General features: G+C 70.6%; 16 protein-coding genes and 1 riboswitch. Of the genes, 4 read left to right on the top strand and 12 right to left on the bottom strand.

Translation table 11 applies throughout. From position 1 onward, the window contains the following. Positions 1 to 51: 51 nt before the first annotated feature. Positions 52 to 582: a uridine kinase family protein gene (locus tag Q9G87_RS44935; protein WP_305922757.1), complete on the top strand. Its 531-nt coding sequence runs from the start codon at positions 52 to 54 to the stop codon at positions 580 to 582. Here Q9G87_RS44935 and Q9G87_RS44930 read toward each other — a convergent pair. Next, the gene (locus tag Q9G87_RS44930) at positions 569 to 1,237 is read right to left on the bottom strand and encodes a histidine phosphatase family protein (RefSeq protein WP_305922756.1); all 669 of its coding nucleotides are present in this window, start codon (positions 1,235 to 1,237) and stop codon (positions 569 to 571) included. The two genes, Q9G87_RS44935 and Q9G87_RS44930, sit on opposite strands and share 14 nt — an antisense overlap. Positions 1,238 to 1,421: 184 nt before the next feature. Between Q9G87_RS44930 and Q9G87_RS44925 the strand changes: the two genes are divergently transcribed. After that, the gene (locus Q9G87_RS44925; RefSeq protein ID WP_305922755.1) at positions 1,422 to 3,266 is read left to right on the top strand and encodes a ligand-binding sensor domain-containing protein; all 1,845 of its coding nucleotides are present in this window, start codon (positions 1,422 to 1,424) and stop codon (positions 3,264 to 3,266) included. Here the strand turns inward: Q9G87_RS44925 and Q9G87_RS44920 are convergent. The 5 genes from Q9G87_RS44920 to Q9G87_RS44900 are packed head-to-tail and all read right to left on the bottom strand — an operon-like array spanning position 3,263 to position 9,178. Beyond that, on the bottom strand, positions 3,263 to 5,269 hold the full coding sequence (locus tag Q9G87_RS44920; RefSeq protein WP_305922754.1) for a PQQ-binding-like beta-propeller repeat protein: 2,007 nt from the start codon (positions 5,267 to 5,269) through the stop codon (positions 3,263 to 3,265). The genes Q9G87_RS44925 and Q9G87_RS44920 overlap by 4 nt on opposite strands. A 57-nt stretch (positions 5,270 to 5,326) precedes the next feature. Continuing rightward, entirely contained in the window at positions 5,327 to 6,082 is a 756-nt protein-coding gene (locus Q9G87_RS44915; protein ID WP_305922753.1) for an ABC transporter ATP-binding protein, read from the bottom strand. Further along, a complete protein-coding gene (locus tag Q9G87_RS44910; RefSeq protein ID WP_305922752.1) occupies positions 6,079 to 7,008 on the bottom strand; it encodes an ABC transporter permease in 930 nt (309 codons plus the stop codon). The genes Q9G87_RS44915 and Q9G87_RS44910 overlap by 4 nt, the downstream gene beginning before the upstream one ends. A gap of 53 nt (positions 7,009 to 7,061) precedes the next feature. Then, positions 7,062 to 8,042, bottom strand: a complete 981-nt coding sequence (locus Q9G87_RS44905) for an ABC transporter substrate-binding protein (RefSeq protein ID WP_305922751.1) — start codon at positions 8,040 to 8,042, stop codon at positions 7,062 to 7,064. Continuing rightward, positions 8,039 to 9,178, bottom strand: coding sequence for an agmatinase family protein (locus tag Q9G87_RS44900; RefSeq protein ID WP_305922750.1), 1,140 nt, complete (start codon positions 9,176 to 9,178; stop codon positions 8,039 to 8,041). The genes Q9G87_RS44905 and Q9G87_RS44900 overlap by 4 nt, the downstream gene beginning before the upstream one ends. Positions 9,179 to 9,229: 51 nt before the next feature. Next, a riboswitch (guanidine-I (ykkC/yxkD leader) is annotated at positions 9,230 to 9,329 on the bottom strand. Positions 9,330 to 9,451: 122 nt separating this feature from the next. Between Q9G87_RS44900 and Q9G87_RS44895 the strand changes: the two genes are divergently transcribed. Further along, positions 9,452 to 10,321 carry an NAD(P)-dependent oxidoreductase gene (locus Q9G87_RS44895; RefSeq protein WP_305922749.1) on the top strand — a complete coding sequence of 290 codons (870 nt, stop codon included), beginning with the start codon at positions 9,452 to 9,454 and terminating at the stop codon, positions 10,319 to 10,321. Positions 10,322 to 10,534: 213 nt separating this feature from the next. On the opposite strand, the gene Q9G87_RS44890 is transcribed toward Q9G87_RS44895, so the two are convergent. From Q9G87_RS44890 to Q9G87_RS44875, 4 genes are read right to left on the bottom strand one after another with little or no spacing between them, the layout of a single operon-like run. Continuing rightward, positions 10,535 to 11,104 (bottom strand): hypothetical protein, encoded by a 570-nt coding sequence (locus tag Q9G87_RS44890; RefSeq protein WP_305922748.1) that lies wholly within the window; start codon positions 11,102 to 11,104, stop codon positions 10,535 to 10,537. 45 nt (positions 11,105 to 11,149) lie between these two features. Further along, positions 11,150 to 12,958 carry a hydantoinase B/oxoprolinase family protein gene (locus Q9G87_RS44885; protein WP_305922747.1) on the bottom strand — a complete coding sequence of 603 codons (1,809 nt, stop codon included), beginning with the start codon at positions 12,956 to 12,958 and terminating at the stop codon, positions 11,150 to 11,152. After that, positions 12,951 to 14,951: a hydantoinase/oxoprolinase family protein gene (locus Q9G87_RS44880; protein ID WP_305922746.1), complete on the bottom strand. Its 2,001-nt coding sequence runs from the start codon at positions 14,949 to 14,951 to the stop codon at positions 12,951 to 12,953. Before Q9G87_RS44880 ends, Q9G87_RS44885 begins: the two co-directional genes overlap by 8 nt. 6 nt (positions 14,952 to 14,957) lie before the next feature. Next, a complete protein-coding gene (locus tag Q9G87_RS44875) occupies positions 14,958 to 15,329 on the bottom strand; it encodes a hypothetical protein (RefSeq protein WP_305922745.1) in 372 nt (123 codons plus the stop codon). A gap of 27 nt (positions 15,330 to 15,356) precedes the next feature. Between Q9G87_RS44875 and Q9G87_RS44870 the strand changes: the two genes are divergently transcribed. Beyond that, complete coding sequence (locus tag Q9G87_RS44870; RefSeq protein ID WP_371825922.1) at positions 15,357 to 16,046, top strand: thymidine kinase; 690 nt, start codon at positions 15,357 to 15,359, stop codon at positions 16,044 to 16,046. Here Q9G87_RS44870 and Q9G87_RS44865 read toward each other — a convergent pair. Together Q9G87_RS44865 and Q9G87_RS44860 are read right to left on the bottom strand one after the other, a co-directional pair. After that, a complete protein-coding gene (locus tag Q9G87_RS44865; protein ID WP_305922744.1) occupies positions 16,043 to 16,939 on the bottom strand; it encodes a hypothetical protein in 897 nt (298 codons plus the stop codon). The two genes, Q9G87_RS44870 and Q9G87_RS44865, sit on opposite strands and share 4 nt — an antisense overlap. A 51-nt stretch (positions 16,940 to 16,990) precedes the next feature. Continuing rightward, entirely contained in the window at positions 16,991 to 17,713 is a 723-nt protein-coding gene (locus Q9G87_RS44860) for an SRPBCC family protein (protein ID WP_305922743.1), read from the bottom strand. Positions 17,714 to 17,783 lie beyond the last annotated feature (70 nt).

Below are 17,783 nucleotides of genomic sequence, written 5' to 3'. Positions count from 1 at the left end.
GCGAAAGAACATTCTCTCAGTTACATGTCCCCCGTCATCTAACCTGGGTCGGTGAATTCGCTGGCCGACCGCATCAGGAGCCTGCGGCCCTCCTGCGGTCCGGTCCGCCTGGTGGCCGTGGACGGGCCCGCGGGGGCGGGCAAGACCACGTTCGCGAAACGGCTGGGGACGGCACTCGGGTGCCAGGTGATCCACAGCGACGACTTCCCGGTGCCGTGGGAGGAGGGGCCGGGCCGCTGGTTCCACGCTTTGGAGGAGCAGGTGCTGCGCCCGCTCCAGAGCGGGCGGCCCGGCAGTTTCCGCAGGTACGACTGGGTACGCGGCGAATACGCCGAGCAGGTGACCGTCCCCTTGGCACCGGTCCTCGTCATCGAGGGCGTCGGCACGGCCCGCGCCTCGGCGGCTCATCTGCTGGCGTTCACCATCTGGGTGGAGGCCGCCGAGCCGGTTCGCTTCGCCCGCGTGCTGGAGCGGGACGGGCCCGAGCTGGAGCCGCGGTGGCAGGAGTGGTTCGCGGCGGAGAAGGCGTGGTTCGCGGCGGACCGCACCCGCGAGCGTGCCGATCTCATCATCCGGACGTGAGGTGGGCGACGTCGTTGAACCGGACGAGCTCGAATTGGCCGCCGCCGCTCCGCCAGACGGACACGGACGCGTTCAGCACCGGCGCGAACTCCAGGACCTCCGCCAGGCCGGCGTCCGGGCGGCCTGCGATGACGTGGCGCAACCCCAGCACCACGGAGTCGTGGGCGACGATCAGGACCCGCCGCCCGTCCAGGTCCTTCATGAAGTCCCTCAGCCGGACGACGACGTCCGCCAGGGACTCGCCGCCGGGCGGGCGGAAGGCGTAGGCGCCCTCCGCCTCCCACCGCGCCAGCTCCTGCGGGAACCGCTCCCTGATCGCGGCCAGGTTGTAGTGCGCGAACGCCCCCGCCTCCTGGTCCCTGAGCCGCTCGTCCACGGTGACAGGCAGCGGGTCCACGCCCCACGCGTGCTGCGCGATCTTCCACGTGTCGAGCGCCCGCAGGTAGGGGGAGCACCACACCAGCTCGGGGGCCTCGGCGGCGGGCATGGCCGCCAGTAACCGCCCCAGCGCGGCGGCCTGCGCCCTGCCCAGCTCGGTCAGCGTGACCTCATGGTCGCCCGGCTCGTAGAACAGCGGCCGATCGCCGGCCTCCTGATAGGCGAGGTTGGCCTGGCTCTGCCCGTGTCGCACCGCCATGATCATTCCCAGCCTCATCCCGCCATCTTGCCACGGACTCGCTGGGCGAATTACGGTCAAGGCCGTTATCAGCTATTGGAGGCCATTCATGCGCATCTTCGCTGTAGTACTCCTCATCGTGTTATCCCTCTCAGCTCCGGCCCAGGCCGAATCTACGTCGGCTCCACCCACCGGATGCGGTTTCCAGACCCTCGGCACGCTTATGACGGAGATCACCACCGCCGGCACCGCCCTGGACGCCGACCACCCGCAGGGCCCGCGCGTCTACTCCGTCACCTCCAGCGCCTCCGGCCCGGCGATACTCGGGATCAGGGATGCCCGCGACGGCCGCCTGATCGGCGAGCGGCCGCTCCCGCTCGCCCTCGGCGCCTGGGCCGTCACCGTCGCCCCGGACCATTCGGTGTACGTGGGCAGCTACAACGCCACGACTGGGGCCATGGGCGGCCGCCTCTTCCGCTATACCCCATCCACCGACCAGGTCAGCGAGCTTGGTATCCCCATCGCGACCGAGACGTTCATCTGGACCGTCGCGGCAGGCCCCGACGGCTCCACCGTCTACGGCGGAACCGCGCCCACAGGCAAGCTCTTCCGCTACGACACCGCCACCGGCCAGTACACCAACCTGGGCAGCCCGGTCCCCGGCGAGCAGCACGTCAGGGACCTGGCCGTGGGCGAGGACGGAACCGTGTACGCCGGGATCGGCGCAAGCAGCATGAAGGTCGCGGTCCTCTCCCCCGGCGGCACGGTCGAGCGCATGATCGACCCGCCCATCGAGGGCACCGGCTACGCCTACGACGTGGACGTGGCCGGGCGTCACCTGCTCGTCCGCTTCGTCACCTCCACGGGCGCCAACCCCATGGGCGTGTACGACCTGGACGCACGCGAGTGGAAGGACGTCGTGACGGACGTCGACAGCCTCACCCTCGGCGGCGGCAGGCACGGCCACGACCTCTACCTGTTCCAGAACGACGAGCTGGTGAAATACGACCTCGAGACCGAGAAGATCACCAAGCTGGGCTTCACCGAGTACGGCGACGGTGCCGCCCGCCCGCTCGGCTGGCTCGGGCACGTGCTCGTCGGCACCAGCTCCACCGGCCGCATCTGGCACTTCGACCGCAAGACCGGCCGGGGCCGGCTGCTCGACGGCACGCTGACCGCCCAGCCCGTCAGCATCCGCTCGCTCGGCGCGGGCCCCGACGGCCGCGTCTACGCGGGCGGCTTCTTCACCGGCGGCCTGACCGCCTACGACCCCGCCACCGGCGAGGCCGAGAACTGGCCGAAGGTCGGTCAGAGCGAGGGCATCGTCACCCACAAGGGCAAGCTCTACCTCGGCGTCTACCCCGGAGCGCGGATCTACGAGTTCGACGGAACCGCGCCCAGGCTCCTGCTCGACCTCGGCGGCCAGGAGCAGGACCGGCCCTTCGCGATGATCTCCGCGGGCGACTGGCTGGCGTTCGGCACGGTGCCCAAGGCCGGCACCCACGGCGGCGCGCTCGGCCTGCTCGACCCCGCCACCGGCCGCTCGGTCATCAGGCGGAACATCATCCCCGGCCACAGCATCATCGGGCTGGCCTACCGCGACGGGATCATCTATGGCGCCACCTCGGCCTTCGGCGGCACCAGCACGCCGGCGGGCGAGGCCGTGGCGTTCGCGTACGACATCGCCACGGACTCGCTCAAGTGGCAGTCCACCCCCGTCGCCGGCGACCTGGCGCTCGGCTCGATCGTCTTCGACGACGCGGGGCGGCTGTGGGGGCTGACCCCGGACACTCTGTTCGAGCTGGACCCGGCCACCGGGCGGACCGTCAGGTCCGTCCAGCACCAGACCTACAATTGGGCCGGCGCCACGCAGGTCTGGCTGGACACCCACCTCTTCTTCCACAAGGGCTTCCTGTGGGGCAAGGTGCAGGGCAAGGTGTACCGGTTCGATCCGGGGACGATGGCGTTCGCGCGCATCGCCCGCCCGATCACCAACCTCACCCTCGGCCCTGACGGCCATCTCTACCTGTCACGCAACGAGAACTTCTACACCTACCGCATCTGCTAACGGGTCAGCCGGAACAGGCGCGACCCCTCGGCGAAGTAGACGTCCCCGGACCTGTGCACCGCGAGCTGGTGCACAGGTCCCTGCCGCAGCACGGCGTGCCGCCCGGTCCGTGGGTCGAGGGAGAAGACGTACTGGCCGGCGTGCGCGCCGTACAGGACCTGATCGCGCCGGTTGAAGGCGAGCTGCCCGCTCGAGCTCTTGCTGCCCGACAGCGTGACGCGTTCGACCACCTTGCGGGCGGCCGTGCTGACCGCGAACACCTCGCCACCGGCGATCCCCCACAACCGCCCCCGATCGTCGAACGTCAGCGCCGGGATGGCGGGCTTGCCCGGGGCAGGGACGATCTCCCACAGCAGCCGGTTCTCCTTCACCGACCACGCGAACAGCTTGGCCTCCGGCTGGGTCGGCGGTGTGGCCGACTGGCCGCTGTAAATGGAGGTGCCGCCGTAGAGCACGCCGTCGCGGTAGGCGAGCGAGACGATGCTCTGGTCCTTGACCACGTTGCGCTGCGCGTGCTTGAGCGCCCCGGTCTGCGGATCCCAGATGGCCAGCACGCCGCCGAGGTGGCCGAGGTCGGGCATGGTGCCCGCGGCGAGGTAGTGGCCCGCCGACACCAGCGCCCGGGGCCTGATCTGCTGGTCCGCGGCGAGGTCGAAGAGCCGGGCCGGGTTCGCCGCCGGGCCGGGCTCGGGGCTCGGCGAGTACTCGGTGCTGTTCCACGGCAGCGCCGGGTCGTAGGCGTACACCCTGGCCTCGGGATAGGCGCCGATGTAGAGCTTGCCGTCGTGCGCGGTCATGTCCTCACTCTGCGAGAACGTGTGAAATTCTTCCCTCTTGCCCGTCACCGGGTCCAGGGCGGCGAAGCCGCCGTTGAGGAAGCCGCCGGCGTACATGCGGCCGTCGGGGCCCTCCGCCAGCGCGGTCACGTCAATGGGCTCGCCCTTGACACCCGTCTGCACGAACGACTTCGCGCCGGTCTGCGGGTTGTAGCGGAACATCAGGCCGCGCCAGAGCAGGCCGACGATGCTCTTGCCCGGATAGTCCGGCAGGCCCAGCTCGGCCCAGCCGATGCCGCGTGTGTTGGCCACCCGGCCCGTGATGGGCACCCCGGTCCCCGTCGCGGCCTTGGTCCGGGGATCGTAGCGGACCAGCTCACCGCCCTTGACCAGGTAGACCGCACCCTGCTCGTCGGGGGGCGAGACGTCCAGGCCGTGCGCGGCGTCGAGCGTGTCGCTCCACCGGCCGGCGGCGATGTCCCAGACGTGCAGCGGTCCGGGGCTCGCGCCGCCGAAGCGGACGTAGAGGAAGCCCGCCGCGACGTTGACGTCGTAGGCCCACTTGCCCGCCGGGTCGAGGCCGTCGGGCATAGGGAGCTGCCGGGTCGCGCCCGAGGCGGCGTCGATCTCGAAGACGGCGGCGGGGGCCTCGGTGCCCGCGTAGATCTTCCCGCCGGCGTAGGAGACGCTGCGGACGTAGGCGTGGGTGGGCGAGAGCCTGCCGTAGTCGCGCACGCCGGTCGCGGGGTCGTAGGCGAACAGGCGGCCGCCCGGCGACGTGCCGCCGTAGACGGTGGCGCCCTCGCCCGCGGCCACGGTCCAGATGAAGTTCTCGGAGGGCAGGGGCCTGCCGAGGTCCTGGACGCCGCCCTGGTCCGTCCAGCGGTAGAGGCGGCCGTCGCCGTACGTGCCGACGTAGACGCCGCCGTCCGGAGCGGCGTCCACGGCCCAGGAGCCGGCGGCGCCGGGCAGGTCGTGCCTGGCCACCTCGGCGCCGGTGGCGGGGTCGACGGCGTTGAGGTGGGCGGGGGCGCCCGAGGAGGCGCCCCACAGCACGGTCCGGCCGCCGGGTCCGGGAGCCACCACGCCGCCGATCAGCAGCACGTCCTCCAAGGGGACGCCGAGATCCTCCACGTGGGGCGCCGATGCGGCCGCCGGAGCGGCGGCGCCGAGCACGGCGAGGAGGCCCACCATGCCGCAGGCCAGCATGCGCTTGATTAAGGTCATGACCGAAACCTAGAAAGCCGCTTGGTTTCGCGTCAATACCTAATTACGGCACAGGAACTAATCCAGCATTGGCACTCGTCCTCTGATGAGGTCCTCGACCGTGGCGCGAAGGTCGAGGAAATCCGGAGTTCGCTTGAGCCGGATCTCCCGGCGATCCGGCAGCGGCACGGGCAACTCGGCCGCCACCCGCCCCGGGTCGGAGGTGAGCACGATCACGCGCCTCCCCAGCAGCACGGCCTCCTCGACGTCGTGGGTGACCATGAGGACGGTCGCGCCGGTGTCCCGCCACACCTGGTGCAGGAAAACCTGCATGTCCTCCTTGGTCTGCACGTCGAGGGCGCCGAACGGCTCGTCGAGCAGCAGGATGGACGGCTCGCAGGCCAGCGCCCGGGCGATCGCCACGCGCTGCCGCTGGCCGCCCGACAGTTGCCTGGGCAACGCGTGCGCGAGGGCTGTCAGCCCGACCTCCGACAGGTACCACTGGACGCGCCGCTCGCGCTCGGCGGCCGGCAGGGGCAGCAGCCGCAGGCCGAATCCGACGTTCTCGGCCACTGTGAGGAACGGGAACAGCGCCCCGGACTGGAACACCAGCCCACGCTCGGGACCCGGCCCGCTCACGGGAACGCCGTCCAGCTCGATCGCGCCGCCGGTGACCGGCTCCAGGCCGGCGATCATGCCGAGCAGCGTGGACTTGCCCGAACCGCTGGCGCCCACGATGCAGACGAAATCGCCGCGTCCCACCTCCAGGCCGATGCCGTCGAGGACACGGCGGCCGGCGTACTCCTTGACGACCTCGCGCAGCACGAGCGTCATGCCGCCCACCTCCCCACCCTGGCCCTGGCCAGCCTCAACCCGACGTCGATGGCGAGGCCGATGACACCGATCACCACGAGCACCGCGAAGATGCGGTCCGTCTGGAGAAAGCGCTGGGCGCGGATGATCCGGTAGCCGAGCCCGGACTCGGCGGCGATCAGCTCCGCGACGACCACGAAGTTCCAGGCGGCCGCCGCGTTGACGCGCATCGCGTCGAGCATGCCGGGCAGCGCGTACGGCCAGACGACCTTGCGCAGCACCTCGCCGCCGGTCGCGCCGAGCGTGGCGGCGGCCCTGCGCAGCTCGGCCGGCACGGCACGGACCGCGTCGGCCGTCATGAGCGTGTTGAAGAACACCACCCCGATGACCAGGATCGCGATCTTGGACGGCTCACCCAGGCCCAACCAGATGATCAGGAGTGGGATGAACGCGGAAGCCGGCAGGTATCGCAGCAACCCGACCACCGGCTCCAGCAGCGCCAGCGCGACCTGGGAGGTGCCCATGGCCATGCCCAGCGGCACCGAGATCGCCACCGCGAGCCCGAAGCCGGCACCCACCCTGCCCAGGCTTGCGGCGGCGTCCGACAGCAGCTGTCCGCCGGCCGCCATCTCGGCGAACGCCTGGGCCACGGCGGCGGGCGAGGGCAGGAAGGTCGGGTCGACGACGCCCATGGAGCTGACGGCCCACCAGAGGGCCAGCGGCACGAGCACCGCCACGGCCCGCAGCCCCCACCGCGCCCGCCCGGACAGAGCAGCCCCCCGCCGCCAGCGCACCAGGCGGGGCAGCGGCGAGGCGGTGGCGCGGGAGGGGCGTTTGGGGAGCGGCGGCCAGGTGGCGCGGTCTCCCGGCCGCCGCTCGCTCGCCGGTCCGGCACCGGGCGCAGCGGCCTCTTCTGGTGAAGGGCGCGCGTCCGGTGGCGCGGACATCGATCCCGATGACCCGGCACCTTGCACGGATGCCGCATGGGCCGGCGGACCGCTCATGGTGACACTCCCTGGACGAAGCGCGCATCCAGCAGGCCGTCCAGCGGCGGGGCCGTGTCAGCGAGGCCCGACTCGGTCAGGAAGGCGCCGATCTCCTTGGCCTGCTTCTCCAGGCTCCCCGAGCTGAACGCCTCCAGATTGTCGGCCAGCGAGAAGATCGTGGTCCCGGCGTCGTACTCGGCGTAGGCCTGCTCGCTCACCCCCGCCCGCTTGGCCATGATCGTACGAGCCTCCGCCTTGTTCGCCTCAATCCAGGCCAGCGTGTCGAACCAGGTCTTCACCAGCCCCTGCACGACCTCGGGCCGGTCGGCGGCAAGAGAACGCGACACCACCAGATGGTCCGGAATCGCCCCGGGAAAGTCCTTGGACGTGGCGATGGCGGTGGCGCCGGGCAGCTCCAGCGCGGTCGTCGTGAACGGCGCGAACACCCCGACCGCGTCCACCTGCCCCGCCTTGAACGCGGCCGCCGCCGCATCCGTGGGCAGCGGCTTGAACGTGATGTCACTCTGCTTGAGCCCGGCCTTGCGCAGGGCGAGCAGCAGCAGGTAATGGTCCACGGTCCCTTGCTCGGCGGCGACCGTCCTGCCCTTGAGCTGCGCCACCGACGTGATGCCCGGCTTGGCGATGATCTGGTCGTTGCCGGTGGAGTTGTCGTTCACCAGCACGACGGTCTGCTTGGCCCCGCCGGAGACGGAGGCGAGCGTGTCGTTCAGCGTCTGGCCGTTGGCGTCGATGTTGCCGGTGGCAAGAGCGGTGAGGCTGTCGGTGTAGCTGTCGAAGTACTTCAGCTCGACGGTGACCCCGTGCTTGGCGAACAGCCCCTTCTCCTGGGCGACCTGCCAGGGAAACCAGCCGGGCCAGGCGGAGAAACCCAGGGTGACGGCCTTCCCGGCAGAGCCCGTGGGCGCGGCGGGCTGGCCTCCGCCGCAGGCGGCGCAGACGACGAGCAGTGCGGCGGTCAGGAGCCGGCGGATCATGACGCGGCCTCCTTCTTCTTGGACGGCAGGTGACCGGAGCGGACCAGGCAGCCGAGCGTGTCGCAGATGACGCGGGTGGCGATCAGCGAGGTGATGTCGGCGTTGTCGTACGGCGGGCTGCACTCGACCACCTCGATCCCGGCCAGCGGCGCCGCGTCGGCGATGATCTGGATGAACTTGAGCACCTCCCGCGGCAGGAACCCGCCAGGCTCCGGCCACCCGGTCCCCGGCACGAACGCCGCGTCCAGGCAGTCCACGTCGAACGACAACCACACGGCCTCGGCCCCGCGCCAGGCCACCTCCAGCGCCCTTTCCGCGGCCGCCTCGATGCCCATCTCGACGCAGTCGGTGACCGTCATGATGGTGGTGCCACGCTCGCGGCCGACCTTCACGCCGGGCCTGGGGGCCTGCCAGCCGCCGATGCCGATCTGGACGAGGTTCTGCGGGGGCACGTTGGGGAGGTCGGTGGCGTGGAACCACGGCGTCGTGTGCATGCGCTCGTCGAGGTCGGTCTCCTGGGTGTCGACGTGCCGGTCGAAGTGAATGATCCCGAGATTTCCGGACAGGTGCTCGGCGACGCCGCGTACCGTCGGGTAGCCGATCGAGTGGTCGCCACCCAGGACGACAGGGAAGGCGCCGCTGGCGTACACGTGGGAGACGGCCTTGGAGATCTGGTCGAAGGTCTTCTCGATGTTGCCCGGGATCGTGAAGATGTCGCCGAGGTCGGCCATCGTGATCGACTCGCGCAGGTCCACGCCGAGCTCGAAGCTGTACGGCCCGTACAGCGCCGAGATGCGGCGGATGCCCTGCGGCCCGAACCGGGTGCCGGGGCGATATGTGGTCCCGCCGTCGAACGGCGCGCCGAGCACGGCCACGTCGTAGTCGCCGCAGGTGCGCACGTCCTCGACGTACGGGGCCTTGAGGAAGGTGTTGATGCCCGCGAAGTGCGGCAGCTCACCGCGCGAGAAGGTGGGGATGCGCCGGTCCACGATGGAGTCGGCGCCCTGCAGGCCCAGCTCCAGGGCGCGGGCCACCTCGCGGTCCCAGGCGGTGGTGGGCAGCTCGGCCTCGCGTTCGACGGCGAAGCGCGCCTCGGGTCCGTAGTCGTCGTGGAGTTTGCGGGGGTGCCAGTGCATTCGAGCTCCGAATGATCGTCGCCCGGCCGGAAGGCAGCCAGGCGTTGGCTGACCTCCCGGGCTTTTATCCCGCCGTGGAGCGGCCGGCACAGGCCGCCTGCACCTCTCGGACCAGACCCGTGGAACCGGCGGAACCCTAGGTGCGCCTCACGCTCTCGGTGAGTCCCCCTCAGTGCACTCCTGCGGTGTTTCCCCGCCGTTAAGACCTTGTTCCAGTCGGCTTACCGGTCCCCCGGGCGCGGGCCGCTTCCCCGCTCTTCGTAGGGTGATCCCATGACCTCTGTCGCATTTCTCGGAACCGGCCTCATGGGCGCTCCCATGGCCCGCAACCTCGTCAAATCCGGCCTGCGGGTCACGGCGTGGAACCGCACTCGAGACAAGGCCGAGCCCTTGGAAGCCTACGGCGCGGTGGTGGCCGGGTCTCCGGCCGAGGCGGTCGAGGGCGCGGACGTGATCGTCACGATGCTGAGCGACGGCGACGCGGTACGCGCCGCGATGACCGCCGCCGCGCCCGGGCTGCGACCCGGGCAGGTGTGGGCGCAGATGAGCACGGTCGGGATCGACGCGATCGGCGGGCTGGCGGCGCTGGCGGGCGAGCACGGGCTGACGTTCGTGGACGCGCCGGTCCAGGGCACGAAGCAGCCGGCCGAGCAGGGCAAGCTGATCATCCTGGCCGCGGGGCCGCAGTCCGCCCAGCAGGCGCTGGAGCCGGTCTTCGCCGCGGTCGGCCAGCGCACGCTCTGGCTCGGCGAGTCCGGTGCCGACGGCACGGCCTCCAAGCTGAAGCTCGCCGCGGTGAGTTACGCCATCTCCCTGACCGCCGTCATCGCCGAGTCCCTCGCCCTCGCCAAGGGCCTGGGGCTCGATCCCGACCTGGTCCGGCAGGTGATCAGCGGCGGGCCGCTGGACAACGCCTACTTCCAGGCCAAGTCCAAGGCCATCATGGAGGGCGACTTCACTCCCAGCTTCACGGTGTCCAACGCGGAGAAGGACACGCTGCTGATCACGCGAGCCGGGGAGGCGGCCGGGGTTCGGCTGAACGTGGTGGAGGCGGCCGGGGAACGCTTCCGGCGGGCGGAGGCCCAGGGGCATGGGGACGAGGACATGGCGGCTACCTATTTCGCGAGCTTCGACAAGGGGTGAGCGATAAAGTCGCAGCACGCCGCCTTCCTGCGGGGAGGATGGGAAGTGAGCCCGGGTGGACTGCCGGAGGACAGGAGCCCGGGCCTGCGCATTCCAGGTGACTTTCCGTGGGCGCTCGGGTACATTGAGGTTGCCGCCCATCGCTGATGGGAGTGGAAGTGAGCCCGGGTGGACTGCCGGACGACAGGAGCCCGGGCTTTGCGCTGTCTGGGCTCAGTCCAGCGCGATCGGCTTCAATGCGACGCCGCCACCCAGCATCTCCCAAAAATCCATCTCGCCACACGCGGCCAGCGAAGCCGCGCCCGCCACGATGTCTGGCAGCCAGGCGAGGGGCTCCTCGACGGCGGGCACCCACAAAGCCCGAAGCCGAGGAGCGATCGCGTTGCGGACGCGGAGCACGTCGATCAGCTTCTTGTCGGCCGTGTCCATGGCAGGATCGCGAGACTCGAAGAACACGTCCACCACCGGCCTGCGCCCAAGCTCCCAGAGTAGGTGCTCCATGCACTTCCGACGCGCCCGTTCCTGTCGCTTGACGTCGAGCCCAGCGCCCACGATGACCAGCGCCGATGGACGCAACAGCGCGACCGCCTCGATGATGCAGGTCCGACGCTTGTCGTTCTCATCGCGCCAGTGCAGCGTCCGCTGCCGACGCAATAGGAGCGCCCGGAGCGCCGCGCGGTGCGTCGCCGCCTCATTCGGGGAGACGAGCACGGCCGCCATCAGGTAGAGCCCATGCGGAATCCGCATGGACTCATCGACGTAAGCAGAGAACGGGGGGTTCACGGGGGATCATGCTAGCTCCGGTCATCACGAAGCGTGATTAACTCCTCACAACTCGTCTACCTCTGCGAGACTCCGCCCACCCGAGAGCTTGGCGTAGCCAGGCCCCCGGTCGAAGAACCGGTCCGCCGGCGGCCGGAGGGTGGCGCGGAGTTCGGCCGTGCCCTGTTCGTCGATGCGGTCCCCGTCCAGCACAACCCCGTAGTCACCGAGAGCGCCGGCGATGGACACCTTGCCGTCCCGGACGTCGGCCGCCACCGCCCGCGGATCCCGGTCGTACGGCGACCCCCAGCCCCCACCCCCGGTGGTCCGGATGCGGATGACCTCCCCGGCCTGGACCGGGTAGTCGTCGACCAGGCCCTCCATCTCCTTGCCGCCGATCTCCACCCGGAACGGCCGCCCGGCGAGGCCGCCGTTGACGCCCCAGCAGGACAGGATGGACCGATCCGCGATGGACATGTACGACGCGTCCCGCAGCATCCTGATGTGCTTGTCGTAGCCCAGCCCACCCCTGAACATGCCGGGCCCGCCGGAATCGCAGGCCAGCGCCAGCCGCTCCACCCGGAACGGCCAGCGCGCCTCGGCGAACTCGACCGGGATGTTGCGCGAGTCGGGCACCACGTGGATGGTGTCCTCGCCGTCGGCGTACCAGCGCCCGCCTGAGCCGCCGCCGAGCACCTCCCGCATCAGGTACGGCTGCCCGTCCACGCCCGTCCCGTACACGCCTGTGTACCGGATCGTCTCCTGGTCGGCCGGCATCCGCCCGCCCGTGGCCTTCGCCAGGACGCCGGCGAGCACGCCGAGCAGGCGCAGGATGACGAACGTGCGGGCGTTCGTGGGAGCGGGGAAGATCGGGGTGAGGAGGGTGCCCTTCTCCGGGAAGATCATCGTGATGAGCGGCACCACGCCCTCGTTGACGTCCAGCTCCGCCATCCGCTCCGGCGTGTCGGCGAGGTTGCGCAGCACGGGCGCCAGCCACTTCTTCAGGAACACGCCGTCGGCGTAGTCCCCGGCGTGGTTGATCGGGCCCTTGGCCTGCGGGGACGTGCCGGTGAAATCGATCGTCAGCGGCGAGTCCACCGCGTGGTCGACGGTCAGCGTGATGCGCTGGGCGTGCAGGCGGGGCTCGTCCACGCCGTCGTGCTCGGCGTAGTCCTCCCACACGTACGTCCCCTCGGGGATCTTCGACAGCAGCTCCCTGCGGAACGTCTCCGTGGTCTTGGAGATGATCGCGTCGAAGCACTCCTCGATGGCCTGCCTGCCGTACCGCTCGAACAGCTCGGCCAGGCGGCGGGCGCCCATCAGGCAGGCCGAGCACTCGGCGTCCAGGTCGCCGGCGAGCGAGTCGGGCATGCGCGAGTTGCGGGTCATGATGCGCAGCGCGGCCTCGTTCGGCACGCCCTCGTCCCACAGCTTGATCGGCGGGACCATCAGCCCCTCCTCGAACACCGAGCGGGCGTGCGAGGGCATCGAGCCCGGCACGGCGCCGCCGATGTCGTCGTGGTGGCCGAAGGCCTGCACGAACGCCACGACCTCGCCCTCGTGGAAGACCGGCACGGTCACGCACAGGTCGGGCAGGTGGCCGATACCGCCTTCTGAGAGGTAGACGTCGTTGTGGAAGTAGACGTCGCCGGGCTTCATCGTCTCGATCGGGAAGTCACGCACGATCGGCTGGACGAGCGCGCTGTAGGAGCGGCCGGTCAGCTTGCGCAGGCGCACGTCGTGGATGCCGGCGCGGAAGTCGTGCGCGTCGCGGATCATCGGCGAGCGCGCCGTCCGCGCGATGGCGGTCTCGACCTCCTTCTCGACGGAGGCCAGCGTGCCCTCGACGATCTCGATGAGGATGGGGTCAGTCACGCTTTATCTCCACGTTTCCGTACGTGTCCACCATGGCGGTGAAGCCGGGGTGGACGGGGATCGTCGAGCCGTACTCCTCGATCACGGCGGGGCCCGACACCTTGGCGCCGGCGCCGAGCGCGGCCCGCTGGTGGATCGGGGTGTCGCGGGTCTCGTCGAAGTGCACGGGACGGACGGCGGTGGCGCCTGGGCCGGGCTTGTCCAGCGGGCGCAGGGTCGGGCGGGTGATGGGGCCGACGCCGGAGACGCGCAGGTTCACCCATTCGACGCCGTGGCGGGGGTCGTCGCGGTAGGCGTACCCATAGAGCTTCTCGTGGGCCTGGTGGAAGCGGTCGATCACTTGGGCGTGCCAGTCGCCGTCGATCTCGCCGGCCGGGGCGGGGACACGGACCTCGTAGCCCTGGCCGTAGTAGCGCAGGTCGGCGCTGCGGACGTAGACCGGGTCGTCGAAGCCCTCGCGGTCCAGCGCCTCGCCCGCCTGATGCTCCAGGTCGTGGAAGATCTCGGCGGCCTTGCCGAGGGAGAGGTCGCGGGTGACGTACGTGCGAACGTAGTCGTTCTTGACGTCCACCGTGAGGAGCCCGAACGCTGAAACGTTCCCAGGGTCGCGCGGGATGACGACCGAGGGCAGGCCCAGGATGTCGATCAGCCGGCACGCCAGCAGCGGCCCGGACCCGCCGAACGTCACCAGCGGGAAGTCCCGCACGTCCAGACCCCGCTTGACGGTGAGCTGCCGGATCGCGTTGCTCTGGTTGAACGCGCTGATCTCCAGAATCCCGGTCGCGGTGCGCTCCGGGCTGAGCCCGAGCTTGTCGGCCAGGCCCTCGATACCGGTGCGAGCGGCGTCGGCGTTCAGCGGGATCTCGCCGCCGAGCAGGTGCGGCGGGATGCGGCCGAGGAACACGTGCGCGTCGGTGACCGTCACCTCCGTCCCGCCCTTGCCATAGCAGAGCGGTCCCGGGTCGGCGCCTGCGGACCTGGGGCCGACCTTGAGCGTGCCCTCGGGCGAGATCCAGGCGATCGAGCCGCCGCCCGCGCCCACCGTGACGATGTCGATCATCGGGATCTTGCACGGGTAACGGCCGATGGCGCCTTCCGTGGTGATGGACGGCTCACCGTCGATCACCACCGCCACGTCGGTCGAGGTGCCGCCGCCGTCCAGCGTGATCACCGACCTGTGCCCGGCCGTGGCGGCGATGAGCGCCGCGCCCAGCGCGCCCGCCGCCGGCCCGGACAGGACGGTGGTGATCGGCTGGTTGACGACCTCGCGCGCCGACAGGATGCCGCCGTTGGACTTCATGACGGAGAACGGCTGGCCCAGGCGGGTGGAGAGGCTGGCGATGTAGCCGCGCATGGCGGGCTTGACGGCCGCGTCGACGAGGGTGGTCACCGAGCGCTCGTACTCGCGGTATTCGCGCAGCACGTCACTCGACAACGAGATCACCGCCTCCGGGTGCTCGCGCCAGAGCACTTCGCGCATGCGGCGCTCGTGCTCGGGGTTGGCGTAGGAGTGCAGGAAGCACACGCCGATCGCGGTGATGTTCTTGGCGCGGAACCAGCGGGCCACCTCGACGGCCTGCTCCTCCGAGAACGGCCACACCTCGTTGCCCAGGTGGTCGAGCCGCCCGCCGACGGTCTTCACCAGGTGCACGGGAACGATCCTGGGCGGCTTGACCCAGAAGTAGGAGTTGCCGTAACCGTCGGGCACGCTCTGCCTGGCGATCTCCAGGATGAACTCGAAGCCCTCGGTCGTGATGAACCCGAGGTTCGCGATCCGGTCCTCGAGCAGCTGGTTCGTGGCCACCGTGGTGCCGTGCACGATCGAGCCGACGTCGAGCTCGCCCAGCTTGGCGATGCCCGCGAGGAATCCGTCCGCAGGGTTGGCGGGGGTCGAGGGGGTCTTCGTGGTGAGGATCTCACCGGTCTGCTCGTCCACCGCGACTACGTCGGTGAATGTGCCTCCGGTGTCCACTCCGATACGGACGCTACGCATGGCTCCTCAGCTTCGGCGTCGGCCGAGCACTTCGTCGATGACTCGGGGCGCGTTTTCCGTGCCGACGTACGCCGCCAGCCGGATCACCATCTCCTGAGATCTGGCGAGTTCAGCTTCGACCCTCGCCTTTCCCGACTGCCCCGCCTGCACCCCGAAATATGCACCGATTATGGTACCGATCACTCCCGCCACACCAGCGAACAACGGGGCGAACTCCCGCGTGGCGAACACGGCGGCGCCGAAGGCCACCAGGACCGCGACAATGCCCACCACGACGACGAGGAAGCCGTAACGCCATCGGGTGGCATCCGCCTGGGCGGCCGTGAGGTCGTCCTGCTTCATCATCGCGTCGAGCGCCGGTGGTTTATCGGTGACCATAGTTCCTCCTGAAACCTCAGGGGGAAAATGTCCCACGAGGTCATGGAACAAGCCAAGCCGCTAAGCTGGCGCCCCGTGACCGAATCGTCTGCCTTGTCTGCCGTACCGTCTGCTGCCAGGGACGCTGTACTGAAGTTCTACTTCGGGCCCATGGATTGCGGGAAGTCGACGCTCGCCCTCCAGATGAACTACAACCATGGGCGGCAAGGCCGGCGCGGCCTCGTGCTGACCAAGCACGACCGGTCGGGCGGGCCGAAGGTCACCAGCAGGATCGGGCTCGGGCTGGAGGCCATCGAGGTGGACGACTCGCTCGACCTCGTACGGCTGGTGACGGGGGTGCGCACCCGGGTCGACTATCTGATCTGCGACGAGGCGTGCTTCTACACGGTCGAGCAGATCGAGCAGCTGGCGGACCTGGTGGACGAGCACGGCGTGGACGTGTACGCGTTCGGGCTGGCCTCCGACTTCCGCTCCGTGATGTTCCCGGCGGCGCAGCGGCTGTTCGAGCTGGCCGACGAGGTGTCCAGGCTGCAGGTCGAGGTGCTGTGCTGGTGCGGGCGGCCGGGGCTGCTGAACGCCAGGGTCGTGGGCGGGGCGATGGTGCGGACCGGCGAGCAGGTGGTGATCGGTGACACCGATGCCTCCCCCGTCCGCTACCAGGTGCTCTGCCGCCGCCACCACCGCTCCGGGCTGCTGGGCGAGGGCTCACCCAACTAGCCGGCGGCCAGCTCCTCCAGCCGGTACGGCAGGTAGGCCGAGTCGTCCACGAGCGCCGACGCGCCGCGCCACCACCCGAACCATTCGCCGCTGCGCCACATCCAGTCCACCCGCTCGATGGCGGCCACCACGTCGCCGACCGTCTCCCAGCGCTCGCCGAGCTGCTCGCGCGAGGCGCCGTGACGCAGGGCCCAGGCACGCAGGATGCCCACGGCGGCGGCGGGCACCTCGCGAGCGTAAGGGTCGGGGCTCTCCCCTGGCAGCCGGTGCGGGCCGAGGCCGGCCGCCACCCCCCAGCTCCACTGCGCCTCGGCGGGCCGCGAGTACCGCAGGGAGTGGAAGTCGAGGTTGGATCCGAGATCCTCGTCGGCCCGCCGGGTGACGACCGCGTCGAGCCGCCCGCCGGCGTCGAAGTGCACCACCAGCCGCTGCCCTGGCTTGGCACCTGGCGGAAGGTCGAACCGGTCCTCGGCCTGCCAGGAGTTGAGATCGACCCGGGCGACGGGCTGGCCCCACAGCTGGTCGGCGGCGTCGTCGGAGATCCAGGCGGCCAGCATTTCCAGCGCGGTCAGGTCGGTCCACGGCTCGATCGCGACGGCCGTGCGCACCACCTCGTCCGGTGGCGGCAGCTTGCCGCCCCTGGACCGCGCCCACCAGTCCGCGCCCAGCTCGCGGGTGCCCACCAGCAGCGCGGCGAGGGCGGCCAGCTCGGCGGAACGCCTGGTGAGCGAGGCGCCGAGGGCGAGTTCGAGCGTGCGGTCGGTCCGCTCGTCCCCGAGCACGGGGCGCACGTCACCGATCAGGGTCTCGGCGGTGGGGCGCTCCTCGCCGAGTAGATTGCGTACGATTCGCCTGGCTTCTGTCCGTGCGTCCTCCGCGTGTGCCTGCCGCATACCCGCCACGCTACGCCTGGAGATCCTTTTCCTCTAGAGCCCCGTTGGACGTCAGGGGCGGGAGCGGCGGGAGGCGCGGCCGAGAACCCAGCCGATCGCGACACTCGTGAGCGCGATGCCCGCCCCCATGCCGAACGACGCCAGCATCACCCACGGCCGCGTCTCGGTGTGCCGTTTGGGCGGCCGCTCGTAAACGGCCCCGGCGGCACCGGCCTCACCCGCCGCACCAGTGCGCTCGCCCGCCAGCACACCCGGCACAGAACCCGCCGGGACGGTGCTCGCCGGGACAGCGGCCATGTCCGCTTCGAGGGCCAGGCCGGGAGCCGCAGGTGCGCACAGATGTTCCTCCACGGCGGCGAAGAACTCCCCCGCCGTCCGCTTGGCCACCGAGCCGAGCATGCGCTGCCCGACCCCGCCGATCATCCCGCCGATCACGGCGTCCGCGTCGTAGTCGACCCGGGTCCCGCCGTCGATCTCGCTCAGCCGTACCTGGACGGTGGCGTCCACCGTCCCCGGCGCACCCTGCCCGCGCGCCTTGAGCGTGAAGCTCTCGGGCGCCAGCGGATCCGCCAGCACGACCTCCCCCTGGTAAACGCCCTTGACGGACGCAACCCCCGCGTTGACCGTCATCCGGTAGGTGTCCGGCCCGCACTCCTCCAGGCGCTCGCACCCCGGAATGGTGCGCACCAGCACCGCCGGGTCCTGGAGCGCCGCCCACACTTGATCCCGCTGAACGCCGATCACGGCGCTGCCCGCCACCTTCATGCCGTCCATCTAAGCAGCCACGACCAGCCCGGATAAGGGCAACACCTGCCAGACGGTCCGCCCAACGACGTGCGGATGG

Source organism: Nonomuraea turcica, from assembly GCF_030718205.1.
GTDB lineage: Bacteria > Actinomycetota > Actinomycetes > Streptosporangiales > Streptosporangiaceae > Nonomuraea.
The sequence above is the reverse complement of the archived record's forward strand: the minus strand, read 5'-3'. Positions and strand labels throughout refer to the sequence as shown.

What these genes read in the sequence shown, in the direction of transcription:
- Q9G87_RS44895 (WP_305922749.1), top strand. Translation starts at nt 9,452, where the DNA reads ATGACCTCTGTCGCATTTCTCGGAACCGGCCTCATGGGCGCTCCCATG.
- Q9G87_RS44910 (WP_305922752.1), bottom strand. Translation starts at nt 7,008, where the DNA reads ATGTCCGCGCCACCGGACGCGCGCCCTTCACCAGAAGAGGCCGCTGCG.
- Q9G87_RS44920 (WP_305922754.1), bottom strand. Translation starts at nt 5,269, where the DNA reads ATGACCTTAATCAAGCGCATGCTGGCCTGCGGCATGGTGGGCCTCCTC.
- Q9G87_RS44865 (WP_305922744.1), bottom strand. Translation starts at nt 16,939, where the DNA reads ATGCGGCAGGCACACGCGGAGGACGCACGGACAGAAGCCAGGCGAATC.
- Q9G87_RS44900 (WP_305922750.1), bottom strand. Translation starts at nt 9,178, where the DNA reads ATGCACTGGCACCCCCGCAAACTCCACGACGACTACGGACCCGAGGCG.
- Q9G87_RS44880 (WP_305922746.1), bottom strand. Translation starts at nt 14,951, where the DNA reads ATGCGTAGCGTCCGTATCGGAGTGGACACCGGAGGCACATTCACCGAC.
- Q9G87_RS44860 (WP_305922743.1), bottom strand. Translation starts at nt 17,713, where the DNA reads ATGGACGGCATGAAGGTGGCGGGCAGCGCCGTGATCGGCGTTCAGCGG.
- Q9G87_RS44925 (WP_305922755.1), top strand. Translation starts at nt 1,422, where the DNA reads ATGACGGAGATCACCACCGCCGGCACCGCCCTGGACGCCGACCACCCG.
- Q9G87_RS44930 (WP_305922756.1), bottom strand. Translation starts at nt 1,237, where the DNA reads ATGAGGCTGGGAATGATCATGGCGGTGCGACACGGGCAGAGCCAGGCC.
- Q9G87_RS44875 (WP_305922745.1), bottom strand. Translation starts at nt 15,329, where the DNA reads ATGGTCACCGATAAACCACCGGCGCTCGACGCGATGATGAAGCAGGAC.
- Q9G87_RS44915 (WP_305922753.1), bottom strand. Translation starts at nt 6,082, where the DNA reads ATGACGCTCGTGCTGCGCGAGGTCGTCAAGGAGTACGCCGGCCGCCGT.
- Q9G87_RS44905 (WP_305922751.1), bottom strand. Translation starts at nt 8,042, where the DNA reads ATGATCCGCCGGCTCCTGACCGCCGCACTGCTCGTCGTCTGCGCCGCC.
- Q9G87_RS44870 (WP_371825922.1), top strand. Translation starts at nt 15,357, where the DNA reads ATGTCCCACGAGGTCATGGAACAAGCCAAGCCGCTAAGCTGGCGCCCC.